The following is a 25,309-nucleotide window of genomic DNA, read 5'->3' as shown; positions in this document are numbered from 1 at the left end:
GGTCGTGTGGGAAAACGGGGATGGGGGTCCTACCGTGCGAAAAGTGCTGATCGCCAATCGCGGCGAGATCGCGGTGCGCGTCGCCCGCGCGTGCCGCGACGAAGGACTGGAATGCGTGGCGGTGTACGCCGAGCCCGACCGGGACGCGCCGCACGTGCGCCTGGCCGACGAGGCGTTCGCGCTGGGCGGCGACACCCCGGCGACGAGCTACCTCGACATCGACAAGGTGCTCGCCGCCGCACGGGAGTCCGGCGCGGACGCCGTGCACCCCGGCTACGGCTTCCTGTCCGAGAACGCCGGGTTCGCGCAGGCCGTCCTGGACGCCGGGTTGACCTGGATCGGGCCCTCGCCCGACGCGATCCGCGCGCTCGGCGACAAGGTCCAGGCCCGGCGCATCGCCCGCGAGGTGGGCGCGCCGCTGGTGGCGGGCACGCCCGCGCCGGTCGACGGGCCCGGGGAGGCGGTCGCGTTCGCCGACGAGCACGGGCTGCCGATCGCGATCAAGGCGGCGTTCGGCGGTGGCGGCCGCGGCCTGAAGGTGGCCCGGACCAGGGAGGAGATCCCCGAGCTGTTCGAGTCGGCGGTGCGCGAGGCCACCACCGCGTTCGGGCGCGGTGAGTGCTTCGTGGAGCGCTACCTGGACCGGCCGCGGCACGTGGAGACGCAGTGCCTGGCCGACCGGCACGGCACCGTCGTGGTCGTCTCCACCCGGGACTGCTCGTTGCAGCGCCGCCACCAGAAGCTGGTCGAGGAAGCGCCCGCGCCGTTCCTCACCCCGGAGCAGAACGCCGAGCTGTACCGGGCGTCCAAGGCGATCCTGGCGCACGTCGGGTACGTCGGCGCGGGCACGTGCGAGTTCCTGGTCGCCCGCGACGGGACGATCTCGTTCCTGGAGGTCAACACGAGGCTCCAGGTCGAGCACCCGGTGACGGAGGAGGTCACGGGCGTCGACCTGGTGCGGGAGATGTTCCGGGTCGCCCGCGGCGAGCGGCTGGACGACGTGGACCCCGTGCCGCGCGGGCACTCGCTGGAGTTCCGGCTCAACAGCGAGGACCCCGGTCGGGGCTTCCTGCCCGCGCCGGGCACGGTGACGCGGTTCGCGCCGCCCTCGGGGCCGGGCGTGCGGCTGGACTCCGGCGTGGAGAGCGGCACGGTCGTGCGGCCCGCGTGGGACTCGCTGCTGGCCAAGCTGGTCGTCACCGGCGCGACGCGCGGGCAGGCGCTGCGCCGGGCGGCCCGCGCGCTGGCCGAGTTCCAGGTCGACGGCGTGCCGACCACGCTGCCGTTCCACCGCGCGGTGGTGGACGACCCGGCGTTCGCGGGCGAGCCGTTCGCGGTGCACACCCGGTGGATCGAGACCGAGTTCGACAACCGCGTGCCGCCCTACGACGGCGAGCCGCACGAGGAACCGGCCGCCGCACCGCGCGAGACGGTGGTGGTCGAGGTGGGCGGCCGTCGGCTGGAGGTGTCGTTGCCGTCGCCGGCGCCCGCCGCGCGCGGACCCGTCGCCACGGCGGTGCGCAAACCGCGGGCGGCGGCGCGCAAGGCCGCCGCGACGGGCGACGAACTGGTGTCGCCCATGCAGGGCACCGCCGTGAAGGTCGCCGTCGAGGAGGGCGGGTGGGTCGCCGCGGGCGACCTGGTCCTGGTCGTCGAGGCGATGAAGATGGAGCAACCGCTGCTCGCCCACCGGGCGGGCGTCGTGCGCGGCCTCACCGCGAAGCCGGGCGACGCGATCGCCGCCGGCGCGGTCGTCTGCCGGCTCTCCGAATGAAGCCTTCCACCCCCGAGGAGGGGACTGTGTACCCATCGGTCGTTGTCGTGGGCGCGGGACCCGCGGGTCTCATGCTGGCTGGCGAGCTGCGGTTGGCGGGCGTCGACGTGGTCGTGCTCGAACGGCTGCCCGAGCGCACCGGCGAGTCGCGGGGCATCGGGTTCACCATCCGCACGATGGAGGTGTTCGACCAGCGCGGCCTGCTGCCGCGGTTCGGCGGGATCGAGACGGGCACGTTCGGGCACTTCGGCGGCATACCGCTGGACCTCGGCGTGCTCGGCGCGGCGCGCGAGTCGGCGAAGACCGTGCCGCAGCACCGCACCGAGGCCGTGCTGGAGGGCTGGGTGCGCCAACTGGGCGCGGACGTCCGGCGCGGCACGGAGTTCGTCGGGTTCGAGGAGGACGCCGACGGCGTCACCGCGCACGTCCGCGGCACCTCGGAGACGGTGCGCGCCCGCTACCTCGTCGGGTGCGACGGCGGTCGCAGCACGGTGCGCAAGCTGGCCGGGTTCGACTTCCCCGGCACGGACGCCACCACCGAGCTGCTGATGGCCGACCTGCGCGGCATCGACATCGAGCCGCGGATGATCGGCGAGCAGGTGCCCGGCGGCATGGTGATGACCGCGCGCCTGCCCGACGGGACCACGAGGGTCATCGTGGGCGAGCGCGGCACCCCGCCGCGCCGCCGCACCGGACCGCCGGCGTTCGCCGAGGTCGCGGAGGTCTGGAAGCGGCTCACCGACACCGACATATCGCAGGCCGAGCCGGTCTGGGTGAGCGCGTTCGGCGACGCGGCCCGCCAGGTCACCGAGTACCGCCGCGGCCGCGTGCTGCTCGCGGGCGACGCCGCCCACGTGCACCTGCCGGCCGGCGGCCAGGGCATGAACACCGGCGTCCAGGACGCGGTGAACCTGGGCTGGAAGCTGGCCGCCGTCGTCAACGGCACGGCGCCGCCGTCCCTGCTGGACACCTACCACGCCGAGCGGCACGAGGTCGGCCGCCAACTGCTGGTGAACACCCGTGCGCAGAGCACGTTCATCCTCGGCGGCGCGGAGGTCGCGCCGCTGCGGGAGGTGTTCGCCGAGCTGCTGCGCTACCCGGAGGTGCAACGCCACCTCGCGGCCCGGGTGAGCGGCCTGGACATCCGCTACGACGTCGGCGGCGGCGAGAACCCGTTGCTGGGCCTGCGGTTGCCCCACCTCGACCTGGCCCGCGGCCACCACCGGACGAGCGGCGCGGAGCTGCTGCGCCGGGGCCGGGGCGTCCTGCTCGACCTCGCGGACAACGCCGTCCTGCGCCGACGGGCGGCTCCCTGGGCCGACCGGATCGACGTCGTCACCGCGACCGCGGCCGACGACCTCCCCGGCGGGACCACGGCGGTCCTCGTCCGGCCCGACGGCCACGTGGCCTGGGCCGCGCCGGGCAGTCACCACGACCTGCCGACGGCCTTGGACCGCTGGTTCGGACCGGCCGGCTGACCAGGAGGAGGACCGATGCACAGCACCTTGATCGTGGCCCGGATGGACCCGGGATCCGCGGGCGACGTCGCCGCGCTGTTCCGGGAGTTCGACGAGAGCGACATGCCGGGCCGCATGGGCACCCGCCGGCGCCAGCTCTTCCACTACCGCGGCCTGTACTTCCACCTCCAGGACTTCGACGACGACCACGGCGGCGAGCGCATCGAGGAAGCCAAGGGCGACCCGCGCTTCGTCCGGATCAGCGACGACCTGAAGCCGTTCATCGAGGCCTACGACCCGAAGACGTGGCGCTCGCCCGCGGACGCGATGGCGAGCCGGTTCTACCACTGGAGCACACCGTGACCAACCGTCGAGTGGTGATCACCGGGGTCGGCGTCACCGCCCCCGGCACACCGGGCGTGAAGAACTTCTGGGACCTGCTCACCGCGGGCCGCACCGCCACCCGCCGCATCTCGTTCTTCGACCCGTCGCCGTTCCGCTCCCAGGTGGCGGCCGAGGTCGACTTCGACGCCGAGCTGCACGGCCTCGGGCCGCAGGAGGTCCGGCGCATGGACCGGGCCGCGCAGTTCGCCGTCGTCACCGCCCGCCAGGCCGTGGAGGACAGCGGGCTGGAGTTCTCCTCGGTCGACCCCGGCCGGGTCGGCGTGACCATCGGCAGCGCGGTCGGCGCGACGATGGGGCTGGACCAGGAGTACCGGACGGTCAGCGACGGCGGTCGGCTGGAGCTGGTCGACCACCGCTACGCCGTGCCGCACCTGTACAACTACCTCGCGCCCAGCTCGTTCGCGACGGAGGTCGCCTGGGCGGTCGGCGCGGAGGGTCCGAGCACGGTCGTCTCGACCGGCTGCACGTCGGGCCTGGACGCGATCGGCTACGCCACCGACGTGATCCGCGAGGGTTCGGCGGACGTGATGGTCGCGGGCGCCACCGACGCGCCGATCTCGCCGATCACCGTGGCCTGCTTCGACGCCATCAAGGCCACCACGCCGCGCAACGACGACCCCGAGCACGCCTCGCGGCCGTTCGACGCGAGCCGCAACGGGTTCGTGCTCGGCGAGGGCGCGGCGGTGTTCGTGCTGGAGGAGCTGGAGAGCGCCCTCGCCCGCGGGGCGAAGGTGTACGCCGAGGTCGCCGGGTACGCGACCCGGTCCAACGCCTTCCACATGACGGGCCTGAAGCCGGACGGCCGGGAGATGGCCGAGGCGATCCGGGTCGCGCTGGCGCAGGCGCGGCTCAACCCGGAGGACATCGACTACGTCAACGCCCACGGTTCGGGCACCAGGCAGAACGACCGGCACGAGACGGCGGCGTTCAAGCGGAGCCTGGGCGAGCACGCCTACCGGGTGCCGGTCAGCTCGATCAAGTCCATGGTCGGCCACTCGCTGGGCGCGATCGGCTCGATCGAGGTCGCCGCCTCGGTGCTGGCCATGCAGCACGACGTGGTGCCGCCGACGGCGAACCTGCACGACCCGGACCCGGAGTGCGACCTGGACTACGTGCCGCTGGTGGCCCGGGACTGGAGGACCGACGCGGTGCTGTCCGTGGGCAGCGGCTTCGGCGGCTTCCAGAGCGCCGTGGTGCTCACCGACCCGGGGCGGGTGCGGTCGTGAGCGTCGTCGTCACGGGCCTCGGCGTGGCCGCGCCGACCGGGCTCGGGGTGGACGCCTACTGGGCCAACACCCTGGCCGGCGCCGGCGCGCTGGACCGGATCTCCCGGTTCGACCCGTCGAGCTACCCCGCCCGGCTCGCGGGCGAGATCCGCGACTTCGTCGCCGAGGAGCACCTGCCGGGCAGGCTGCTGCCGCAGACCGACCGGATGACCAGGCTCGCGCTGGTGGCGGCCGACTGGGCGTTCGCCGACGCGCGGCTCGTGCCGTCCGAACTGGCCGACTACGACATCGGCGTGATCACCGCCAGCCACTCCGGCGGCTTCGAGTTCGGCCAGAACGAGCTGCGGGCGCTGTGGAGCAAGGGCGGCCAGTACGTCAGCGCCTACCAGTCGTTCGCCTGGTTCTACGCGGTGAACAGCGGCCAGATCTCCATCCGCAACGGGCTGCGCGGCCCGAGCAGCGTGGTGGTGAGCGACCAGGCGGGCGGCCTGGACGCGGTCGCGCAGGCCCGCCGCCAGATCCGCAACGGCACGTCGGTGGTGCTGGCGGGCGCGGTCGACGCGTCGATCTGCCCGTGGGGCTGGGTCGCGCAGCTCACCAGCGGCCGGCTCAGCGAGCACGACGACCCGCGGCGCGCCTACCTGCCGTTCGACGAGGACGCCGCCGGGCACGTGCCGGGCGAGGGCGGCGCGCTGCTGGTGCTGGAGGACCAGCAGCACGCCACCGCCCGCGGCGCGCACGTCTACGGCGAGATCGCCGGCCACGCGTCCACCATGGACCCGCCGCCGGGCAGCGACCGTGCGCCGACGTTGCAGAAGGCGATCCAACGCGCGCTGGCCGACGCGGGCGCCGTGGCCGACGAGATCGGCGTGGTGTTCGCCGACGCCGCGGCCGTGCCCGAGCTGGACCGGGCCGAGGCGGAGGCCGTCACGAAGGTCTTCGGCCCGCGCGGCGTGCCCGTGACCGCGCCGAAGACCGGGACGGGTCGGCTGTACTCCGGCGCCGCGCCGCTGGACCTGGCCGCCGCGCTGCTCTCCCTGCGCGACGGCGTGATCCCGCCGACGGTCAACACCCGCCCGTCCGAGCGCTACGAGCTGGACCTGGTGACCGGCGCGCCGCGCCGCGCGGACCTGAAGGCCGCGCTGGTGATCGCGCGCGGGCACGGCGGGTTCAACTCCGCGGTCGTCGTCCGCGCGCCCGAACCGACCTGAGACTGCCGAGAGGAACCACCATGTCCGTGAAGTTCACCATCGACGACCTCAAGCGCATCCTCCGCGAAGGCGCCGGCACGGACGAGGCCGTCGACCTCGACGGCGACATCGCCGAGAGCGACTTCGAGGAGCTGGGCTACGAGTCGCTGGCGCTGCTGGAGACCGGCGGTCGCATCGAGCGCGAGTACGGCATCTCCCTCGACGAGGACGCCCTGGCCGACGCGCGCACGCCCGCCGCCCTGGTCGACCTCGTCAACTCCCACCTCGCCGCCCAAGCGGTCTGAGCACGAAGGAAAACCCATGACGGACAACGGAAAGGTCGCGCTGGTCACCGGCGCGACGAGCGGCATCGGCCTGGCGACCGCGCGGCTGCTCGCCGAGCAGGGCCACCGGGTCTTCCTGTGCGCCCGCGGCGAGGAAGCGCTGCTGCGCACCGTCAAGGACCTCCAGGACGAGGGCCTCGACGTGGACGGCACGACCGGCGACGTGCGCGAGAAGGACGACATCCGCCACGTCGTGCGGGCCGCCGTCGACCGCTACGGCCCGATCGACGTGCTGGTGAACAACGCGGGCCGCAGCGGCGGCGGCGTGACCGCCGACATCGAGGACGACCTGTGGCTCGACGTCATCGCCACCAACCTCACCAGCGTCTTCCTGGTCACCCGCGAGGTGCTCAACACCGGTGGCATGCGCGGCAAGGACCGCGGCCGGATCATCAACATCGCCTCCACCGCGGGCAAGCAGGGCGTGGTGCTCGGCGCGCCGTACTCGGCGTCCAAGCACGGCGTCGTCGGCTTCACCAAGGCCCTGGGCAACGAGCTCGCGCCGACCGGCATCACGGTCAACGCGGTGTGCCCCGGGTACGTGGAAACCCCGATGGCGCAACGGGTCCGGCAAGGCTACGCGGCGGCGTACAGCACCACCGAAGAGGCGATCATGGAGAAGTTCACCGCCAAGATCCCGCTCGGCCGGTACTCCACGCCCGAGGAGGTGGCGGGCCTCGTCGGCTACCTGGCCTCCGACACGGCCGCCTCGATCACCGCGCAGGCGCTCAACGTCTGCGGCGGCCTGGGCAACTTCTGAGCAGCACCGACCGAGGAGGACACCCATGACCGGCTTCCCGGTCCGCGAGGTCGAGCACGAGATCACCGTGCAGGCGCCGCCCGCGGACGTCTACCGCATGCTCGCCGAGGTGGAGAACTGGCCGCGGCTGTTCCCGCCGTCGGTGTACGTGGACTGCGTGGAGCGCGAGGGCAACCGCGAGCGCATCCGGATCTGGGCCACGGCCAACGGCGAGCCGAAGAACTGGACCTCGCGCCGCGAGCTCGACCCGGACAACCTGCGCATCACCTTCGCCCAGGAGGTGTCGTCGCCGCCGGTCGCGGAGATGAGCGGCACCTGGGTCATCGAGCCGCAGGGCGAGCAGACGCGGCTGCGGCTGCTGCACACCTACCGCGCGATCGACGACGACCCGGAAGGGCTGGAGTGGATCGACCAGGCGGTCGACCGCAACAGCAAGGCCGAGCTGCCGTCGTTGAAGGCGAACGTCGAGCTGGCCACCAGGACCGCGGAGCTGACGATGTCCTTCGTGGACTCGGTCACGATCGACGGCGCGGCCAAGGACGTGTACGACTTCGTCAACGACGCGGGCCGGTGGACCGAGCGCCTGCCGCACGTGGCGTCGGTGACGTTGACCGAGGACACGCCCGGCTTGCAGGTGCTGCGGATGGAGACGCTCACCAAGGACGGCTCCGCGCACACCACCGAGTCGGTCCGGGTCTGCTTCCCGCACCACAAGATCGCCTACAAGCAGACCACCCTGCCCGCGCTGATGACCCTGCACACCGGCTACTGGACGTTCGAGGAGGACGAGCACGGCGTCACCACCGCGTCGTCCCAGCACACCGTGATCATCAACCCGGACACCATCGCCAAGGTCCTCGGACCGGACGCGGGCGTGGCCGAGGCGAGGACGTTCCTCCGCGACGCGCTGGGCAACAACAGCCGGGCGACGCTCGGCCACGCCAAGGCCTACGCGGAACAGCGGCGCTGAGGCGATGGACACCGACGTCGTCGTGGTCGGGGCGGGCCCGGTCGGCCTGCTGCTCGCGGGCGACCTGTGCGCGAGCGGCGCGCGGGTCACCGTGCTGGAGCGGCTGACCGAGCCCACCACCGAGTCCCGAGCCTCGACCCTGCACGCCCGCACCGTGGACGTGCTGGCCGAGCGGGGCGTGCTGGAGGCGCTCGGCGGGCTGCCGCCGGGCGGACCCGGCCACTTCGGCGGACTCCGGCTCGACCTCACGGCGGCCGACCCGGGTCACCGCTTCGCCGGGCAGTGGAAGTGCCCGCAGGCCGGGCTGGAGCGGGTGCTGGGTGAGCGGGCGGTCCGACTGGGCGCGCGGGTGCTGCGCGGCCGGGAGCTGACCGACCTCGTCGAGCGGGAGGACCACGTCGTCGCGGTGGCCGGTGCCGACCGGATCACCGCCGCGTACCTGGTCGGCTGCGACGGCGAGGAGAGCACCGTGCGCGTCCTCGCCGGGTTCGACTTCCCCGGCCGGGACGCCACGCTGGAGATGCTGCGGGCCGACGTCGAGGGCGTCGACCTCCCGGACCGGCGGTTCGAGCGGCACCCGAACGGCCTGGCCACCGCCCACCGCTGGCCCGACGGCAGCACCCGCGTCATGGTGCACGTGTTCGGCTCCACGCCCGCGGCGCGGTCGGGTCCGCCCGCGTTCGCCGAGGTCGTCCGGGCGTGGGCGGAGGTCACCGGCGAGGACATCGGCGGCGGGCGGCCCACGTGGCTCAACGCGTTCGGCAACACCAGCCGGCAGGCCGCGACCTACCGCCGGGGCCGGGTGCTGCTCGCGGGCGACGCGGCCCACCGGCAGATGCCGGTGGGTGGCCAGGCGCTCAACCTCGGCCTCCAGGACGCCGCCGAGCTCGGGCAACGGCTGTCGGCGCGGCTCGCGGGCGACGACGACGGCCAGCTGGAGCACTACGACGCCGTCCGGCACGCCGCGGGCGCCCGGACGCTGACCAACATCCAGGCGCAGGCGCTGCTGCTGCTCGGCGGGCCGGAGGTGGAGCCGCTGCGCGAGGTCTTCGGCGAGCTCATGCGCTTCGACGCCGTGCAGGCGCACCTCGCCGGGATGGTCAGCGGCCTCGGCACGGCGCCCGCACCACAGCACACACCTCAGGAGAGGACCACCATGGGCAAGCTCGAAGGCAAGACCGCGCTGGTCACGGGCGCCAGCCGGGGCATCGGCCGGGCCACCGCGCGGCGGCTGGCCGAGGAGGGCGCGCTGGTCGCCGTCCACTACGCGAGCAACGACGAGGCCGCGGCCGAGACCGTGGCGCTCATCGAGAAGGACGGCGGCCGGGCGTTCGCCGTGCGGGCGGAGCTGGGCGTGCCCGGCGACGTGCACGAGCTGTTCCTCGGCCTGGAGCGGGGGCTGCGCGAGCGCACCGGCGCCACCACGTTGGACATCGTGGTGAACAACGCGGCGGCGCAGACCGCGGCGGGCCTCGCGCCCGAGGACGTGACGCCGGAGGACTTCGACCGGCTGATGGCGGTCAACGCCAAGGCGCCGTTCTTCATCGTGCAGCGCGCGTCGGAGTCGCTGGCCGACGGCGGGCGGATCATCAACATCTCGTCCGGCGTCACCAGGGTCGCCAACCCCGAGCAGGTGGCGTACTCGATGAGCAAGGGCGCGATCGAGCAGCTGTCGCTGCACATGGCGCGCCACCTCGCGCCGCGCGGCATCACGGTGAACTCCGTCGCGCCGGGCATCACCGACAACGGCAGCCCCGTGTTCGACATCCCGGAGGCCGTCGAGGCGATGTCGCAGCTGTCGGCGTTCAAGCAGGTCGCGAAGGCCGACGACGTCGCGAACGTGGTGGCGTTCCTGGCGACCGAGGACGCGCGCTGGATCACCGGCGCGTTCATCGACACCAGCGGCGGCACCCTGCTGGGTTGAGATCGGGGGGAAGCATGACGACAGTCCGCGAACCGGAGACCCACGTCGCCCGGATCGACGAGTTGGCCGCGTTGAAGGAGCTGACCAGGGCCGGCGAGGACCCGCGTGCCACCGAGCGGCAGCACGCCAAGGGCAAGCTGACCGCGCACGAGCGCATCGAGCTGTTGCTGGACAAGGGCAGCTTCACCGAGGTGGAGCCGCTGCGCAGGCACCGCGCCACCGGGTTCGGCCTGGAGGCCAAGCGCCCGCACGGAGACGGCGTGGTGGCCGGCTGGGGGAGCGTCGACGGCCGGCGGGTGTTCGTGTACGCGCACGACTTCCGCGCGTTCGGCGGCGCGCTGGGCGAGGCGCACGCGCAGAAGATCCACAAGGTGATGGACCTGGCCATCGCGGCCGGTGCGCCGCTGGTGTCGTTGAACGACGGCGCGGGGGCGCGCATCCAGGAGGGCGTGTCCGCGCTCGCCGGCTACGGCGGGATCTTCCAGCGCAACGTGCGCGCGTCCGGCGTGATCCCGCAGATCAGCGTGATGCTCGGGCCGTGCGCCGGAGGCGCCGCGTACTCGCCCGCGTTGACCGACTTCGCCTTCATGGTGCGCGGTGTCTCGCAGATGTTCATCACCGGGCCGGACGTGGTCCGCACCGTGACCGGCGAAGAGATCACGATGGAGGGGTTGGGCGGCGCGGAGGTGCACGGCGGGACGTCCGGGGTGGCGCACTTCGTCTACGACGACGAGGAGAGCTGCCTGGCCGACGTCCGGCTGCTGCTGTCCATGCTGCCCGCCAACAACCGCGAGCTGCCGCCCGTGGTGCGCGGTGACGACCCGGTGGACCGGCGCGGCGACGCGCTGCTCGACCTGGTGCCCGTGGACGGCGCGCGGTCCTACGACGTGCGCGACGTGATCGAGGAGGTCGTCGACGACGGGCACCACTTCGAGGTGCACGCGCTGTGGGCGCCGAACCTGGTGTGCACGTTCGCCCGGTTGGACGGGCAGCTGGTCGGGATCGTGGCCAGCCAGCCGGCCGCGCTCGCCGGGGTGCTGGACATCCGCGCGAGCGAGAAGGGCGCGCGGTTCGTCCAGTTCTGCGACTCGTTCAACATCCCGCTGCTCACGCTGGTGGACGTGCCCGGCTTCCTGCCGGGGGTCGACCAGGAGCACGACGGCATCATCCGGCGTGGCGCGAAGCTGCTGTACGCGTACTGCAACGCGACCGTGCCCCGGGTGTCCGTGGTGCTGCGCAAGGCGTATGGCGGCGCGTACATCGTGATGGACTCGCGGTCGATCGGCGCGGACGTCTCGTACGCCTGGCCCACCAACGAGATCGCGGTGATGGGGGCGGAGGCGGCGGCGGACGTCGTGTTCCGGCGCGAGATAGCCGCCTCCGCGGATCCCGCGCGCACCAGGCAGGAGAAGATCGACCAGTACCGCGGCGAACTGGTGCACCCGTTCTACGCGGCCGAGCGCGGCCTGGTGGACGACGTGATCGACCCGCGCCGGACGCGCGAGGTGCTGATCCGCACGTTCGCGATGCTGGAGACCAAAGACGCCGACCTGCCGCGCCGCAAGCACGGCAACCCACCGCAATGACGGCCCGGGACCGGCGGTTGGCGGCGGTGGGCGACCGGGACCCGCGGTCGGCGGTGGCAAGCGACCGCGACCCGCATCCGGTGGTGGGTGGCCAAGACCTGCGGCCCGAACTTCTGCTGCGCGTGGAGAAGGGCGATCCCGACCCGGTGGAGTTGGCGGCGTTGGCGGCGGTCCTGCGGCTGCGGGCGGCAGCGGTGGCGGTCGTGGAGGAAGAGGTGCCACGGCGGGCGGCCCGGTGGCGCAGGCCTGAGCGCGTCGCGGGCTTCGCGGGCGCGCGCACCTGGCGGAACTGACTTCAAGGAGACCGGTATGGACGTCGGCTTTCTCTTCGACCTGCGCAACCCCGCGCAGTGGCAACGGCCCTGGGCGGACCACTACGCGCGCAGCCTGGAGCTGTGCGAGGAGGCCGACCGGCTCGGCGCGAACGGCGTGTGGTTCACCGAGCACCACCTGTTCCCCGACGGCTACCTGCCCCAGCCGCTGACGTTCGCCGCCGCCGCGGCGGCGCGCACCCGCGACGTCCGCATCGGCACCGCCGTCACCCTGCCCGCACTGCGCCAACCCGCGCACCTGGCCGAGGAAGCGGCCGTCGTGGACCTCATCAGCGGCGGGCGGCTGGAGCTCGGCATGGGCGCCGGCTACCGCGTGCCCGAGTTCGAGCTGGTCGGCGCCGACCACGGCCGCCGGTTCACCGAGACCGAACGCGTCATCCGCGAAGTCCAGCGGCTGTGGCGCGAAGGCGGCGTCACGCCGCTGCCGATCCAGGACCCCGTGCCCATGTGGGGCGGCTTCTACGGCCCGCGCGGCGCGCGCATCGCGGGCCGGCTCGGCCTCGGGCTGCTGCACATCTCGCGCGACATCCTCCCGCACTACCGCGACGGGCTGGTCGAAGGCGGCCACGACCCGGCGTCGGCCCGGATGTCCGACCTGCTGCCCGTGCTGCTCGCCGACGACCCGGACGCGGCCTGGGCCAGGGTCGCGCCGCACCTCGCGCACCAGATGAACAGCTACCGGCAGCTCTCGGTCGAGGGCACGGACGCGCCGCCACCGCCGCTGATCGAGCCGAGCGACTTCCGCGACCGCCGCGAGGACGGCCCGTGGGGCGCGCTGGAGATCATGACCCCCGACGAGGCCGCCGCACGCATCCTCCGACGCGCCGAAGGGCTGCCGGTCGAGCACCTGATCTTCTGGGCCAGCGTCGGCGCGATGCCCGACGACCTGGTGGTCCGGCACCTGGAGCTGGCCAGTCGCGAGCTGGCGCCGCTGCTGGACAAGGCGCCCGCCCGTGCGTGAGGGCGGCGAGTGGGACCGCAAGGCGTGGGCGCTGCTGTTCGTCCTCTCGGGCAACATGCTGCTCGACGCCCTTGAGGTCGCCGTGGTGCTCCCGGCGCTGACTCCCCTCAGCGCCGGGTTCGCCATCACGACCCCGGACGCGCAGTGGGTGATGAGCGGCTTCGCGCTCGGGTTCGCGCTGCTGCTCGTGCCCGGTCCCCACCTGGCCGCCCGCCTCGGGCGCAAGGAGCTCTACCTGGGCGCGATGCTGCTGTTCGCGGTGGCGTCCGTGGTCGCGGGCCTCACCGACTCGCTGGGCGTGCTCGTCGCGACCCGCGTGGTCAAGGGCTTCTGCGCCGCGCTCACCGCGCCCGCCGGGCTGGCGATCATCGTCTCGGTGTTCGACGGCCCGGCACGGCGGCGCGCCGTCTCGGTCTACTCGCTCTTCGGCGCGGCGGGGTTCACCTCGGGCCTGCTGCTGTCCGGCGTGCTCAGCGCGAACGACTGGCACTGGACGTTCCTGTTCCCCGCGCCGGTCGCGCTGGTGCTGTTCGCCGCCGGGCTCGGGGTGATTCCCCGCGCGCCCGCCGCGCCGCCGCCGCCACTCGACAGAACGGTCCTGCGTGACGGCTCGCTGCTGCGCGCCGGGTTCGGCGCGGCCGTCCTGAACGGCACGTACATCGGGCTGTTGCTGCTGGTCACCACGCAGCTCGCGCACCTCCCGCCGTGGCGGCTCGCGCTCGCCCTGCTGCCCGCCAGCCTGCCGCTGGTCCTCGCCGCGCCGCACGGAGCGCGGCTCGTGCGCCGGTTCGGCACGGCCAGGCTGATCGCGGCGGGCGCGCTGTGCTCGGCCGCGGGCAACGCCCTCTACCTCGCGCGGCCGGACCCGGAGCCGTACGCGACCGCCGTGCTGCCGGTGCTGCTGCTGGTCGAAGCCGGGTTCGTGCTGTCGTTCGTCGCGCTGAACCTCCAGGCCACCGCGACCGTGCCGGCCGACCGACGTGCCGCCGCCGTGCCGGTCTACCAGACGTTCGTGCAGCTCGGCTCGGTCGTGTCGCTGCCGCTGGTCGCGCTGCTGCTCGCCACCGGCGGACCCCGTGCGGCGATGGCGCTGGTCACCGCGGCGGCGGTGGTCGGCGCCGCCGTCGCCCTCACCGGCCTCCGCACGACCACGACAGGAAAGGTCCCGTCATGACCGCAGAACCGCTCACCCTCCTCGTCGTCGTGGGCAGCGTCCGCGACGGCCGGTTCGCGCCGACCGCCGCGCGGTGGTTCGAGGGCGTCGCCCGCACCCACCCGGACTTCCGGGTCGAGCTGCTCGACCTGCTCGACTACCCGCTGCCGCTCGTCCTGCCCGAACCGGGCAGGCAACCGGACGCGGGCACCGCGAGGGTGCGCGACGCGCTGTCGGCCAAGCTCGCCGCCGCCGACGCGTTCGTCGTCGTCACGCCCGAGTACAACCACGCGCCGCCCGCCGCGCTGAAGAACGCGATCGACTGGTTCAACGCCGAGTGGAACGCGAAGCCGGTCGGGTTCGTGTCCTACGGCGGCGCGGGCGCGGGCCTGCGCGCGGTCGAGCACCTGCGGCACGTGTTCGCCGAGCTGCACGCCACGACCGTCCGCGAGTCCGTCAGCTTCACCAACGTGTGGGACCTCTTCGTCGACGGCGCGCCGCGCGACGCGGCGGGCAGCGAGGCGGCGGCGAAGGTGATGCTCGACCGGCTCGCCTGGTGGGGCTCGGCACTGCGCGCGGCGCGGGCCGCGCGCCCGTACTGAAGGGGGAGCGCGTGACCACCGTGCACGACCGGCCGTTCCGCTTCGGCGTCGGCCTCTTCACGCCCGTCGAGCGGTCCGAGTGGGTCGCCAGGGCCAGGCTCGCCGAGCAGTTGGGCTACGACGTGGTGCAGGTGTCCGACCACCTCGGGATGCCCGCGCCGCTGCCGACCCTGCTGCTCGTCGCCGAGGCCACCGAACGCGTCCGCGTCGGGACGCTCGTGCTGAACACGACGTTCTACGAACCGGCCGTGCTCGCCCGCGACGTCGAGACGATCGACCGCTACTCGGGTGGCCGGGTCGAGGTCGGCCTCGGCGCGGGCTACGAGCGCGGCCAGTTCGACGCGGCGGGGTTGCCCTGGACGCCCGCCGCCGAACGGGTCGCGCACCTGGAGCGCACGGTCGACCGGCTCAAGGAGTCGGCCTCGGCGCCCGTCATGGTCGCCGGTCGCGGCGACCGGGTGCTGCGGCTGGCCGCCGAACGCGCCGACGTCATCGCGTTCACCGGGACCACCCGCGTCCGCGACGGCGAGGGCCTCAAGCTGGGCTCCGTCGGCGAGTTGGCCGATCGCGTGGAATTCGTGCACGCGCACCTCGGCGACCGCGTGCACGACGTCGAACTCAACATTCCCGTTCACCGCGTATTGCTGCCCGGCTCCGAACGCGTGATCGCCGATGTGTGGCAGAATGATCTGGACCTCACGGCCGACCAGCTCGTCGAGTTGCCGTCAATCCTGGTCGGCACACCCGAAGAATGCGTGGAGCAACTGCACGAGGCGCGCAAGCGATTCGGCATCTCCTACTTCAGCGTCCTCGAACCCGAGATGATGTCGTTCTCCCGGGTCATCGAGGCGATGCGTTGAGCGCGCATCACACCAGTTCAACGATAAACGAGATCCAGGGAGCACGGTTTGAAGAGGACATTCGTGATCACGGGCGCCACCGACGGCATCGGCGCGGCCGTGGCGCGGGCGCTGTTCACCCGGGGGGACCACGTCGTCGCGCTCGGCACGAACCCCCGCAAGGGCGAAGCGCTGGCCGGTGAGGCGGAACGCGCCCCCGGCTCCCTGGAGTTCGTCCGGGCCGACCTGAGCCTGGTGTCGACCAACCGGCGCGTCGTCGACGAGATCCTGGACGCGAACCCCGCCATCGACGGCCTGGTGCTGTGCGCGCGCTTCTTCCGCACGTACCGGCGGGAGACGGCGGAGGGCTTCGAGGACAACTTCGCCCTGTTCTACCTGAGCAGGCTGCTGTTCAGCTACGGGCTGCGACCCGCGCTGGAGAAGACCGAGCGGCCGGTGATCGTCAACGTGGCGGGCCCCGGCCACGACACCCCGGTGGCGTGGGACGACCTGCAGAGCACCCGCCGCTACGACGGCGTCAACGCCATGTTCATGACCGGGCGGCTGGACGACCTGCTCGGCGTGACCTTCGCCGAGCGGCACGGCGACGGGCCGGTGCGCTACGTCCTGTTCCACCCCGGCACCACGTCGACCGGTTTCGTGGGCGAGTTCGACCCGCCGACCGCGATGTACATCGAGCAGCAGAAGGCGGTGGCGAAACCGGCCACCGCGGTCGTGCCGCCGATCGTGCGGCTGCTGGACGACCCGCCGGCCGAACCGCTCACCGCGTTCAACCTCTACAGCCAGATGAGCGTGCGCACCGGGCTGTTCTCGCCGAAGGACGCGGCACGGCTCGCCGAGTTGACCGACGAGCTGTTGGCGCGCGTCGACGGATAACTGCGGAAACGACCCCTGGACGGGTAATCGAGGATCACTCGTCCAGGGGTCGTCGGTGAATAAAGGTCACGAGGAGTATTCGTGGATTTGGGGCTGACCGGCAAACGGGCGCTGGTGACGGGGTCGAGTTCCGGCATCGGCGCGGCGGTGGCCGACGTGCTGGCCGCCGAGGGCGCGGACGTCGTGGTCCACGGCCGCGACCGGGACAAGCTGGAGGTGGTCGCGGAGAAGGTGCGCGGCCACGGCCACCGGGTGGACCTCGCGCTGGGCGACCTGGCGACCGACGAGGGCGCGGCCGGAGTGGTCCGCGCGGCGGGCGCGGGCGGACCGGTCGACATCCTGGTCAACAACGCGGGCGGCACGGACCTCGTGCCGTGGTTCGACGCGGAGCCGGACCTGTGGGCCGCCGCCTACCAGGTGAACGTGGTGTCCGCGGTGCGGATGATCCGCGCGTTCGTGCCCGCCATGCGGGAACGCGGGTGGGGTCGCGTGATCCAGGTCGGCGGCGGCCTGGCCACCCAGCCGATCGCGATGCAGCCGCAGTACTCGGCGGCGCTCGCGGCCCGGCACAACCTCGCGGTGTCGCTGGCCCGCGAGCTGAAGGGCACCGGCGTGACGTCGAACGTCGTGTCACCGGGGCCGATCATGGTCGAGTACATGCGCGACTGGCTGGCGCGCGTGGGCCCGGAGCGCGGCTGGGGCACGGAGCTGCCGGAGATCGAACGGCGCGCGGCGGCGGAGTGGGTGGCCAACGACGTCGGCCGCTACGGCACGCCCGAGGAGGTGGCCGCGGCCGTCGGCTACCTGGCGAGCCGGCAGGCGGACTACGTGACCGGATCGGTGTTGCGGGTGGACGGCGGGTTCGTGGCGGCGGTGTCGTGACGGTGCGGGGACGGGTGTGGTTGAGGTCGATCGACGACATGACAGGAGTCCGGTGATGGACGGCGCACAATTCGCGGCCGACGACGGCACCGCGCCCGTGCTGCCCGCCGCGGCCCGCGGCGACGCTCGCCAACTGGTGTTCCACCTCGCGGCGGTGAAGTGGTCGATCGGCACGATCCGCGCCCTGGTCGAGCTCGGCGTACCGGACCTGCTGGCCGACGGCCCCGGCACGGCGGCGGAACTGGCCGCGTTGGCGGGCGTGGACGCGTCACGCCTGCGCCGCGTGCTCGCCGCCGCCGCGACCGCGGGCGTGCTGGCCGAGGACGGCGCGGGCCGGTTCTCGCTCACACCCGCCTCCGACGGCCTGCGCACCGGCGGGCCCGGCGGTTTCCGGGACGTGCTGCTGTTCCTCACCGACCCGATGATGTGGCGGCCCTACGAGGACGTGGCGCACGCGGTGCGGACCGGCGAACCGGCGTTCGACCACCTGTTCGGCGAGCCGTTCTACCAGCACCTGCGCGGCGATCCCGCGGCCTCGGACCTGTTCGACCGGGCCATGGTGCGCAACGACGGCCCCGAGACCTTCGAGCTGTTCGACGACCTGCGCTCGCGCCGGCACCTCCGGATCGCCGACGTCGGCGGCGGTCGCGGCAGCTTCCTGGCCGAGTTGCTGCGCCGCCACCCCGGCGTGACGGGCGCGGTGTGCGACCACCCGCTCGCGATCGCCGGCGCGGCCGACGAATTCGCCCGCCGCGGCGTCACGGACCGGGCCGAGGCGATCGCGACCGATTTCTTCGAGAAGGTGCCGCGGGGGTTCGACGCCTATCTGATCAAGCGCTCGCTGCAGAATTGGGACGACCTGGACGCGGTGCGCGTGCTGGCCCGGGTCAGGGAGGCCATCGGCGACGATCGTGACGCTCGGTTGTGGATTGTGAACCACCTTCTCACCCGTTCAGGTGTACCTGACCTCGGTAAGCTTTCGGATATCGAGATGATGGCTATTCTGGGTGGCCGCGAAAGGGGTTGGGGGGACTGGACCCGACTGGGGGCAGAAGCGGGTTTCGCGCCGGTCGGAGAACCGGGCGCCGGGCGCGTCACGTTGTTGACGTTCCGCCCGATCTGAGCGCACAGGTCTGAGCACGCATCGGCCCGCAGCGTCGCGGACCGCGAATCCCACGGCTGGGGCGGGGGAGCGCTGTCGACCGCGGCGGTCACGGGTGGCGAGGCCACCGACCGGCGGGCGCCGCGGCGCGCTCACACCCCTCGTGGTGCACGCTTCCCCTCGGTGGCGCCGCCGCACGCCGACGGGATCGCAGAGGCGAAACGACAACGCCGTGCCCGTCGCCGTCGTGCGCGGGCACGCGGATCTTGGGGGTGTGTGTGGAGCACGACGTCGATCGGTCCACCGGCACGGGTCGTCGCGTCCCGGTGGAGTGGCGGCTGCCCGAGAACCTCGGCCCGGACGGGCTGACCCTGGAGGGGGTGCGGCGGACCAGGGCCGAGCTGGTGGAGCGCGGGCGGTGGGGTGAGGCCGACCAGGTGGTGCGGGAGGTGATCGACCTGCTCGCCAGCGGCCCGGCCGGGGTGCGCGGCCCCCAGCTGGGCGGCCTGGTGTACGTGCCGGGCGGACCGGCGCCGGACGACGCGCACTGCGCCGGGTTGGACGCGGCGGGCGTGCCGGAGGAGCAGCGGCTCGCCGCGCGGGCCGTGCAGCTGGCCAACCGGGGCGTGGACCGGGTCGGGACGGTCGCCACCGCCGAGCAGCTGCTGGCGCTGCCCGGCGGGCGCGAGACCGGGGCGTTCTGGTGCGGGATCCTGGTGCTGGCCTACGCCGACGAGCTGGACACCGCGATGGACCTCAGCGTCCGCGCGATGCGCAGCCCGGACGTCATCGACTTCGGCGAGGCGCGTGGCGTGGTGGCGCTGCTGGTGGCCCGGCTGATGTGGTTGGGCGGCGATCCCGGCGGCGCGGCCAAGGTGCTCGCCGGGTCGCTGCGGCGCGACGTGTGCCGGCAGATCCGCAGCGTGGCCGTGGCGTGGCTGGTGTCCGCGCTGGTCGACCTCGGCGAGCTGAACCGCGCGCACGACCTGCTGCTGGAGCACGGGTTCAGCGGCCCGCTGGCGGGCGTGCAGGACCGCGCGGAGCTGTTCATGGCGCGGGGCGCGCTGCGGTTCGCGCTCGGGCAGTACGACCGGGCGCTGGAGGACTTCCTGGACTGCGGGCGCGACCTGACCGCGTGGGGCGTGACGAACCCGGCCGTGGCCCCGTGGCGGTCGCGGGCGGCGGTGTGCGCGAACGCGATCGGCCGCACCGACCTGGCGCAGGCTTTGGTGTCGAAGGAGATGGCGGCGGCCCGCCGCTGGCGCACCCCGCGTTCGGTCGGCCTGGCCTCGCACGCCGCGGCGCTGGTCGCGGGAGGCGAACCCGCGTCCCTGCGCGAGGTGGTCGCGGTCCTGGACGGCACGGACGCGGTCGGCGACTCGCTGCACGCCCGGTACGACCTCGCGCTCGCGCTGGGCACGCGCGAGCTGCACGGCGAGGCGCGCAAGACGCTGGAAGCGGTGCGGGACACCGCCCGCCGCCGGGGTTACGCGATGTGGTCCGCGCGGGCGGAGGAGGCGCTGGCCAGGATGACCGCCCTGGACCGCGCCGGCGGGCTCACCAGGCAGGAGCGCAAGATCGGCGAACTGGCCCGGACCGGCCGCAGCAACCGCCAGATCGCCGAGGAGCAGTACCTGACCGTGCGCACGGTCGAGTTCCACCTGTCCCGCGTCTATCGGAAGCTGGGCCTGGCCGGCCGGCGTGACCTCAAGGCCATCCTCACGCCGCTGTCCTGAGCCGACCGGGCCCTCAGGCCGCCGGGTGGCCCGGTGGTGCTCCCGCGGTGAGCACCGAGTCGACCGGCAGGCGCCGCGACGGCGTGGCCGGGCCGGTGGTGCGGGTGAGGCGGGAGAGCAGGGTCAGCGGGCCGTCCGGTTTCGGGGCCACCCGGTGGAAACGGGTGCGCAACTCGTGCAGCTCGGCGGTCTCGGCGGCGTCGAGGATCGTCGCCGCCGGGCCGCCCAGCAGGTCGAACAGGTAGATCGCGGTGGTCATCGGGTGCGGTCCGAGGCCGAGTTGCTCGGCACGCAGCCAGGTCCGCTGCATCGCGCGGCCACCCGCGAGCCAGCACTCCGGGGTGTCGTCGGGGACCGACAGCAGTGCCACCGCGGACGCGCCGGCCACCGCGTCCCGCGCGGCTTGCGCGAGGCGGTCGCCACCGCCGAGCTGCCGGAGGCGGGCGGCGACCTCCGGTCGGGCGACGAGCCGGAGGACCTCCTCGGCCCCGGCCGGCAACGCCAGCGTGGCGACGTCGATCCCGTCGCGGGCCTCGTCGGGCCCGAACCGCAGTTCGCCGAACAGCTCCGCGTGGAGGTGGGGGTTCAGGAACCGGATCCGGTCGCACGCGCCGATGATCCGGCCGAGCTCCTCCAGGTCGGCCGGACGACGGCACAGGTCCAGCCGTGCGCCGTGGTGCGTCGCGGCGGCCGTGAGCGAGGCGACTTCGGCCGCGGTCAGGGGTGACCGCGTTCCGGGGGCGCGGTGCGTGCGGCGGTGCCGCAACGCGGTCAGCAGGCCGTCCGGGGCCGACGCGCCGGGCCGGGTGGTGATCGCGGCGACGACGTCGCCGAACGGGAACGGTTCGACGACGGTGTCGAGGCCGCGGTCCGCGGCGGCGATGACCACGTTCTCCACCGCCGCGCCCAGGGCCAGGAGCGCCGTGCGGGAGTGCGGGTCCATGAGGTTGCGGCCCCGGTCGCGGTCGTGCGCCACCCAGAGCCGGTCGTCGGCCCAGTAGAAGTGCCACGGCTGGGCGTTCCCGGCCGACGGCGCGAGGACCGCGTGCTCCACCAGGTGCCGCACCAGGTCCGGCACGGGCGTGCGCACCGATTCGGTGCGCGGGTGCGCTTCCGGTTCGGCGGACCGCGCCGTCACGTCGGTCACGGGCTCGCGGACGGCGGTGTCGAGGTCCAGGTACCGGCGGCCGGACGGCATCGCCTCGCCGAGGGCCAGGTTGCGGATCGCCGCGGTCATGCTCGCGCCGCCCAGCGTCACGTCGGAGGCCAACTGCGGCCAGGCGGTGACCGTCGACCCCAGCTCCACGAAGGACGCCGCCAGGTTCGCCGAGATCCGCTGACCGTCGACCAGGCGCAGGACGACGGCCGCCTCGCCACCGGCGTCGGCGAGGTCCGCGGTGTCACCGGTGTCCCCGGTGAGCCCGTGGAACAGCGGGCGCGCCGGTTCGAGGTCGAAGCGCTCCACGTCGAGCATCCCCCGGTCGCTGGTCTCCATCAGCACCGGCAGGCCGTGCGCGCGCGCCCGTTGGCGCACCAGGAACTTCACGCTCAGCGAGTCGCACTCCTCGACCACCGCGTCGAGCGGCGGCCCCAGGTCCGGTCCGCCGAGCAGGAACTCCTCGACGTTCTCCGGACCGATGCCGTCCATCACGGACAGCCCGAGGTACGGGTCGAACTCGGCGATCTGCCGCGCGGCGAGCACGGTCTTCGCCCGCCCGATGTCGTGCACGCCCGCCCGGACCCGGTTCAGGTTGGACAGGTCGAGCGTGTCGTGGTCGGCGAGCCGCAGGTGCCCCACGGCGCCTTCGAGCGCGAGGGTGAGCGCGATGGCGTTGCCCACGGACAGGCCGACGACGCCCACGGTGAACTCGGCGAGTCGCGCCAGCTCGTGCGGTGCGAGCTTGGGCCGGTTGCGGTCCAGGCGCAGCTCGCGGAACTCCGCGGGCGGCAGCAGCCGCACGAGCCGCCCCGACCACGGGTAGTGGACCCACCGGCCGTACTCGGACAGCGGCGTGCCGGCCAGGACCTCGGCCACGTCGGCGGCGCGGTCGCCCGGCCGACGGGCCTCCGCCAGGTCGCGCAGCTGAGCCCGCAGGGTGTCGCTGGTCTCCCACACCCGCCCGGACGCGATGAGCCCGTCGAGCCGTCGACGGTCCTCGGCGTCGGCCGGGTCGAAGACGTCGGGGCGCCACGACGTCGCCGTCATCGCCCCGCACCGCGGTGGTCGAACCAGCAGAGCGTGCTGCGGAACCGGCCGTCGGGGAAGGGCAGGTCGCGGAACCGCTCGTCCGGCACGAACCCGACCCGAACGCCCACGCCGACGCTGAACTGGTTGGCCAACGTGACCGTCCACCGACCACTGCCCGCCCCGGCCGCCCGCAGCGCCGCTCCGGCGAGCGCGGTGCCGACCCCCGTGCCCTGGTGCCCCGGCCGGATCCAGCACCCGCCGATCTCGTTCACGCCCTCCGGCCCGCGTTCGGCGATGGCGGCGGCGAGGTGCGGCGACCCGGTCTCCGCCGGGATCACCGTGCGGGCGCGCAGCAGGATGCCGCCGACGACCTCGTCGGCCGCGGCGGCCAGCACGACCGCCGTCACGTCCGCGGGCACCTCCGGCCCCGGGACCAGGTCGGCCGCGCCGATGCCGGAGTACACCTCGGACAGGCCGCGCTGGTAGGTCCGCCACGCGGCCGCGTCCCGGCCGGGGTCCGCGGTGCGGAGCTCCACGGCGTCCGCGAGGTGCTCGGGCACTCGGTCGGCGGCCATGATCGTCGGGTCCTCTCCTCGGGGGTGGCGTCACCAGAGTGCGTGCCGCGAGGCGTGTACCCGGCCGGGGAGGCATGAACCTGCCGTTCGCCCGATCGCCTGACACCGACCTTCCAGGGCGTGCCGGGAGAGCGGTGGCGCGGCGTCGGGTGTTCACCGGACACCGCGGCCGCTCCCGCGTTCGTACGCTCGTGCCATGAGAGCAAGGGGTCTGCGTTACGGGGCGGCCGGGCTGGTCGCCGCCGCGCTGGGTGCGGTCGTGGTCGTGTCGGCCGCTCCGGCGTCCGCGGCGGTGGCGGCGCTGTGCACCACGACGTCCGAGGTCGTGCGGTCGGGTCGCACGCTCATGGTGCCGACGGTCAAGGGCAGCACCACGTGCACGATCGGTCGCGACTACGCGGCGAACACGTCGGTGGTGTCCCGGTTCCAGTCGATGATGAGTCGGTGCTACCCCGACCTCGACCTGGCGTGGCCCTACTCGGACGAGAAGGTGGGGGACCTGTCCAACGACGGCAGCTTCGGGCCGCGCACCGAAGCCGCGCTGAAAGCCGTCCAGAGGGCCATCGGCACCGCCGACGACGGCATCTACGGCCCGAACACCAGGGACCGCATGAAGTTCCCGAAGCCGGCCACGGACACGTGCTACCAGTACTGATCGAGAGCCGTTGAGCCCTGGGCCTGCCCCGGTACCTCGCGTAGTAGTCGGCCTCCGAACGTTCGCCGCACCCGGCCGCGACCAAGGCGACCAGCCCGCACCGCGATCGACCTCCGCACGTCCCCCACGCGGTCCAGGGTGACACCTGTGACCGCGCCGGCCGTCGAACGGCGGCGACCGGTCGGTGCCGGTCGCCGCCGTGAGCGGACGTGGGGGTCAGAGCTTGCCCGCGCCGGAGCCCGCCGTGACGGAGGACTTCACCGTGCCGACGGCGTCGGCGGTGTAGCGGTACGGGATGGCGGCCACCGTGCCGTTGACCTCGCACGGGCCGGAGTTGGTCAGGGAGTTGTCGCGGGCGACCAGGCGCCCGGGGTCGGAGTCCGCGTAACCGCTCGCCGACCAGCACGCCTGCTGCACGTTCTCGAAGACGTTGCCCTCCACGAGGAGGCCGGCGTCCATGAGCGAGGCGATGGCGTACGAGGCGGAGTTGTTGTTGACGTTGGTGTAGTAGTTGTTGAACACGTGGACCGTCTCGCCGAACCGCACCCGCGGGCTGCGCTCGAAGGTGCGGTCGAACCAGTTGTGGTGGTAGGTGACCCGCAGGTGGCCGCGGTCCTCGCCGCCGTTGCCGTCGGAGTGGCCGACGAGCGAGGTCTTCCAGTGGTTGCGGATGACGTTCCACGACACGGTGATGTAGTCCGCGGCGTGGGTGATGTCCAGCATCCCGTCGTAGTAGTCGGGGTCGTCCTCGATGGTGCTGGACATGGTGTTGTGGTCGATCCAGATGTGCGTGGCGCTCTCGATCTGGATCGCGTCGCCGCCGACCTTGCCGCGGATGTTCAGGTTCTGGATGATCACGTTGGCCGGGCTCAGGTCCTCGATGTTGAGGGTGGTCCCGGAGATGCCCGAACTCGAGCCGACGCCCCGGATCGTCTTGTTCGCGCTGATCTCGACGGTGCCCGTGCCGCTGAGCATGCCGTTGACCAGGATGGTCTTGGCGCCCGAGGACTGCGCCTGCGTGCGGAAGTCGGCGAACGTGCTCACGGTGACCGTGGAACCGCCCGCGCCACCGGTGGTGCCGCCGGCCTGCGCGGCCCAGCCGACGAGCCCGCCGGGTGGCTGCGGCTGCGGGTCGCCGCCGGTCTCGACGTCGAGGTGGTCGACGTTGGGCAGGCCGCTGGAGCTGGTCGGGTTCAGCCGGATCGTGTTGCTGCCCGCGTTCAGCGGCACGCTGACCGTCTTCGTGGCCCACGTCGACCAGGCGCCGGTGCCCTCGAACGACGGCGACTGGACCGTCGACCCGTTCACGAGCAGGGTGGCGGGCCGGGCCGTGGTGGTCCCGTTGGCGAACCGGACGCCCACCGCCGCCGTGCCCGCCGCCGCGGCGGTGACGGTGAACTGGAGGTAGCCGCTGGTGGAGTTGGCGCCGTTGCAGAAGCCGCTGCCGGTGTACCCGGTCCAGTCGGTGTCGATGGAGCCGGAGCAGACCGCCGGTGAGCTCTCCGCCTCGTACCGCGTGGGCGCGGCCTGCGCGGTGGACGACGCCGCCGCGACCAGCACGCCGGCTAACAGGCCGACGCAGGAAATCATGGGTTTCACGCGCATAATACGTCTCCGTGGCGTAGGGAATACCGATTCCGACGCAGTGGAAGACACGATGCCCCCCTGGTGCTTCATTGCGCCGTAGGACGGGAAATCGCTTTCCCTCGGATGCTAGGAGGTTCCCAACGGCAGGTCAACGGGGCTGCGGC

23 protein-coding genes are annotated in these 25,309 nt (G+C 73.3%); 20 read left to right on the top strand and 3 right to left on the bottom strand.

Features of this window, described 5'->3' with window-relative positions; translation table 11 throughout:
- Positions 1–34 precede the first annotated feature (34 nt).
- The 19 genes from AB0I91_RS32195 (at position 35) to AB0I91_RS32105 (ending at position 20,140) form a co-directional block, all read left to right on the top strand.
- Positions 35–1,774, top strand: a complete 1,740-nt coding sequence (locus tag AB0I91_RS32195; RefSeq protein WP_499640312.1) for an acetyl/propionyl/methylcrotonyl-CoA carboxylase subunit alpha — start codon at positions 35–37, stop codon at positions 1,772–1,774.
- Entirely contained in the window at positions 1,771–3,252 is a 1,482-nt protein-coding gene (locus tag AB0I91_RS32190) for an FAD-dependent monooxygenase (protein WP_499640310.1), read from the top strand. Before AB0I91_RS32195 ends, AB0I91_RS32190 begins: the two co-directional genes overlap by 4 nt.
- 15 nt (positions 3,253–3,267) lie before the next feature.
- Positions 3,268–3,594 carry a TcmI family type II polyketide cyclase gene (locus AB0I91_RS32185; protein ID WP_498781827.1) on the top strand — a complete coding sequence of 109 codons (327 nt, stop codon included), beginning with the start codon at positions 3,268–3,270 and terminating at the stop codon, positions 3,592–3,594.
- Positions 3,591–4,862 carry a beta-ketoacyl-[acyl-carrier-protein] synthase family protein gene (locus AB0I91_RS32180; protein ID WP_499613758.1) on the top strand — a complete coding sequence of 424 codons (1,272 nt, stop codon included), beginning with the start codon at positions 3,591–3,593 and terminating at the stop codon, positions 4,860–4,862. Before AB0I91_RS32185 ends, AB0I91_RS32180 begins: the two co-directional genes overlap by 4 nt.
- On the top strand, positions 4,859–6,073 hold the full coding sequence (locus AB0I91_RS32175; protein WP_499613761.1) for a ketosynthase chain-length factor: 1,215 nt from the start codon (positions 4,859–4,861) through the stop codon (positions 6,071–6,073). Before AB0I91_RS32180 ends, AB0I91_RS32175 begins: the two co-directional genes overlap by 4 nt.
- Positions 6,074–6,093: 20 nt before the next feature.
- Positions 6,094–6,357: an acyl carrier protein gene (locus AB0I91_RS32170; protein WP_230568304.1), complete on the top strand. Its 264-nt coding sequence runs from the start codon at positions 6,094–6,096 to the stop codon at positions 6,355–6,357.
- Between the two features lie 16 nt (positions 6,358–6,373).
- The gene (gene fabG, locus AB0I91_RS32165) at positions 6,374–7,156 is read left to right on the top strand and encodes a 3-oxoacyl-ACP reductase FabG (RefSeq protein WP_499613764.1); all 783 of its coding nucleotides are present in this window, start codon (positions 6,374–6,376) and stop codon (positions 7,154–7,156) included.
- A gap of 25 nt (positions 7,157–7,181) precedes the next feature.
- Positions 7,182–8,126, top strand: a complete 945-nt coding sequence (locus AB0I91_RS32160; RefSeq protein WP_498781835.1) for an aromatase/cyclase — start codon at positions 7,182–7,184, stop codon at positions 8,124–8,126.
- Between the two features lie 4 nt (positions 8,127–8,130).
- A complete protein-coding gene (locus AB0I91_RS32155; protein ID WP_498781837.1) occupies positions 8,131–10,050 on the top strand; it encodes an SDR family oxidoreductase in 1,920 nt (639 codons plus the stop codon).
- A gap of 14 nt (positions 10,051–10,064) precedes the next feature.
- On the top strand, positions 10,065–11,636 hold the full coding sequence (locus AB0I91_RS32150) for an acyl-CoA carboxylase subunit beta (protein ID WP_498781839.1): 1,572 nt from the start codon (positions 10,065–10,067) through the stop codon (positions 11,634–11,636).
- Complete coding sequence (locus tag AB0I91_RS32145) at positions 11,633–11,929, top strand: acyl-CoA carboxylase epsilon subunit (protein ID WP_499640308.1); 297 nt, start codon at positions 11,633–11,635, stop codon at positions 11,927–11,929. The genes AB0I91_RS32150 and AB0I91_RS32145 overlap by 4 nt, the downstream gene beginning before the upstream one ends.
- 16 nt (positions 11,930–11,945) lie before the next feature.
- Positions 11,946–12,929, top strand: coding sequence for an LLM class flavin-dependent oxidoreductase (locus AB0I91_RS32140; protein ID WP_499640306.1), 984 nt, complete (start codon positions 11,946–11,948; stop codon positions 12,927–12,929).
- A complete protein-coding gene (locus AB0I91_RS32135) occupies positions 12,922–14,103 on the top strand; it encodes an MFS transporter (RefSeq protein WP_499613776.1) in 1,182 nt (393 codons plus the stop codon). The genes AB0I91_RS32140 and AB0I91_RS32135 overlap by 8 nt, the downstream gene beginning before the upstream one ends.
- Positions 14,100–14,684: an NADPH-dependent FMN reductase gene (locus AB0I91_RS32130; RefSeq protein ID WP_499613779.1), complete on the top strand. Its 585-nt coding sequence runs from the start codon at positions 14,100–14,102 to the stop codon at positions 14,682–14,684. The genes AB0I91_RS32135 and AB0I91_RS32130 overlap by 4 nt, the downstream gene beginning before the upstream one ends.
- Before the next feature lie 11 nt (positions 14,685–14,695).
- Complete coding sequence (locus AB0I91_RS32125) at positions 14,696–15,544, top strand: TIGR03621 family F420-dependent LLM class oxidoreductase (RefSeq protein WP_498781849.1); 849 nt, start codon at positions 14,696–14,698, stop codon at positions 15,542–15,544.
- A gap of 48 nt (positions 15,545–15,592) precedes the next feature.
- Positions 15,593–16,420 carry an SDR family NAD(P)-dependent oxidoreductase gene (locus AB0I91_RS32120; protein ID WP_499613782.1) on the top strand — a complete coding sequence of 276 codons (828 nt, stop codon included), beginning with the start codon at positions 15,593–15,595 and terminating at the stop codon, positions 16,418–16,420.
- Positions 16,421–16,501: 81 nt separating this feature from the next.
- Positions 16,502–17,302 (top strand): SDR family NAD(P)-dependent oxidoreductase, encoded by an 801-nt coding sequence (locus AB0I91_RS32115; RefSeq protein ID WP_499613785.1) that lies wholly within the window; start codon positions 16,502–16,504, stop codon positions 17,300–17,302.
- A 55-nt stretch (positions 17,303–17,357) separates the two neighbouring features.
- Positions 17,358–18,425 (top strand): methyltransferase, encoded by a 1,068-nt coding sequence (locus AB0I91_RS32110; protein ID WP_498781855.1) that lies wholly within the window; start codon positions 17,358–17,360, stop codon positions 18,423–18,425.
- A gap of 257 nt (positions 18,426–18,682) precedes the next feature.
- Complete coding sequence (locus AB0I91_RS32105) at positions 18,683–20,140, top strand: LuxR C-terminal-related transcriptional regulator (RefSeq protein ID WP_498781857.1); 1,458 nt, start codon at positions 18,683–18,685, stop codon at positions 20,138–20,140.
- Positions 20,141–20,153: 13 nt separating this feature from the next.
- Here the strand turns inward: AB0I91_RS32105 and AB0I91_RS32100 are convergent, their stop codons facing one another.
- Positions 20,154–22,346, bottom strand: coding sequence for an Rv1355c family protein (locus tag AB0I91_RS32100; RefSeq protein ID WP_499640304.1), 2,193 nt, complete (start codon positions 22,344–22,346; stop codon positions 20,154–20,156).
- Positions 22,343–22,903 carry a GNAT family N-acetyltransferase gene (locus AB0I91_RS32095; protein WP_498781861.1) on the bottom strand — a complete coding sequence of 187 codons (561 nt, stop codon included), beginning with the start codon at positions 22,901–22,903 and terminating at the stop codon, positions 22,343–22,345. Before AB0I91_RS32095 ends, AB0I91_RS32100 begins: the two co-directional genes overlap by 4 nt.
- A gap of 196 nt (positions 22,904–23,099) precedes the next feature.
- On the opposite strand from AB0I91_RS32095, the gene AB0I91_RS32090 reads away from it, so the two are divergent.
- Positions 23,100–23,558 carry a peptidoglycan-binding domain-containing protein gene (locus tag AB0I91_RS32090; RefSeq protein ID WP_498781863.1) on the top strand — a complete coding sequence of 153 codons (459 nt, stop codon included), beginning with the start codon at positions 23,100–23,102 and terminating at the stop codon, positions 23,556–23,558.
- A 216-nt stretch (positions 23,559–23,774) separates the two neighbouring features.
- Here the strand turns inward: AB0I91_RS32090 and AB0I91_RS32085 are convergent, their stop codons facing one another.
- Positions 23,775–25,148 carry a pectate lyase family protein gene (locus tag AB0I91_RS32085; RefSeq protein WP_498781891.1) on the bottom strand — a complete coding sequence of 458 codons (1,374 nt, stop codon included), beginning with the start codon at positions 25,146–25,148 and terminating at the stop codon, positions 23,775–23,777.
- Positions 25,149–25,309 lie beyond the last annotated feature (161 nt).

The organism is Actinosynnema sp. NPDC049800 (assembly GCF_040656635.1).
In the GTDB taxonomy this organism is placed as follows: Bacteria; Actinomycetota; Actinomycetes; order Mycobacteriales; family Pseudonocardiaceae; genus Actinosynnema.
The sequence above is the reverse complement of the archived record's forward strand: the minus strand, read 5'-3'. Positions and strand labels throughout refer to the sequence as shown.

Excerpts from the sequence above, each read along its gene's own strand:
- AB0I91_RS32190 (WP_499640310.1), top strand. The coding sequence starts at position 1,771 with ATGAAGCCTTCCACCCCCGAGGAGGGGACTGTGTACCCATCGGTCGTT.
- AB0I91_RS32185 (WP_498781827.1), top strand. The coding sequence starts at position 3,268 with ATGCACAGCACCTTGATCGTGGCCCGGATGGACCCGGGATCCGCGGGC.
- AB0I91_RS32170 (WP_230568304.1), top strand. The coding sequence starts at position 6,094 with ATGTCCGTGAAGTTCACCATCGACGACCTCAAGCGCATCCTCCGCGAA.
- fabG (WP_499613764.1), top strand. The coding sequence starts at position 6,374 with ATGACGGACAACGGAAAGGTCGCGCTGGTCACCGGCGCGACGAGCGGC.
- AB0I91_RS32160 (WP_498781835.1), top strand. The coding sequence starts at position 7,182 with ATGACCGGCTTCCCGGTCCGCGAGGTCGAGCACGAGATCACCGTGCAG.
- AB0I91_RS32155 (WP_498781837.1), top strand. The coding sequence starts at position 8,131 with ATGGACACCGACGTCGTCGTGGTCGGGGCGGGCCCGGTCGGCCTGCTG.
- AB0I91_RS32150 (WP_498781839.1), top strand. The coding sequence starts at position 10,065 with ATGACGACAGTCCGCGAACCGGAGACCCACGTCGCCCGGATCGACGAG.
- AB0I91_RS32145 (WP_499640308.1), top strand. The coding sequence starts at position 11,633 with ATGACGGCCCGGGACCGGCGGTTGGCGGCGGTGGGCGACCGGGACCCG.
- AB0I91_RS32140 (WP_499640306.1), top strand. The coding sequence starts at position 11,946 with ATGGACGTCGGCTTTCTCTTCGACCTGCGCAACCCCGCGCAGTGGCAA.
- AB0I91_RS32130 (WP_499613779.1), top strand. The coding sequence starts at position 14,100 with ATGACCGCAGAACCGCTCACCCTCCTCGTCGTCGTGGGCAGCGTCCGC.
- AB0I91_RS32110 (WP_498781855.1), top strand. The coding sequence starts at position 17,358 with ATGGACGGCGCACAATTCGCGGCCGACGACGGCACCGCGCCCGTGCTG.
- AB0I91_RS32100 (WP_499640304.1), bottom strand. The coding sequence starts at position 22,346 with ATGACGGCGACGTCGTGGCGCCCCGACGTCTTCGACCCGGCCGACGCC.
- AB0I91_RS32095 (WP_498781861.1), bottom strand. The coding sequence starts at position 22,903 with ATGGCCGCCGACCGAGTGCCCGAGCACCTCGCGGACGCCGTGGAGCTC.
- AB0I91_RS32090 (WP_498781863.1), top strand. The coding sequence starts at position 23,100 with ATGAGAGCAAGGGGTCTGCGTTACGGGGCGGCCGGGCTGGTCGCCGCC.
- AB0I91_RS32085 (WP_498781891.1), bottom strand. The coding sequence starts at position 25,148 with ATGATTTCCTGCGTCGGCCTGTTAGCCGGCGTGCTGGTCGCGGCGGCG.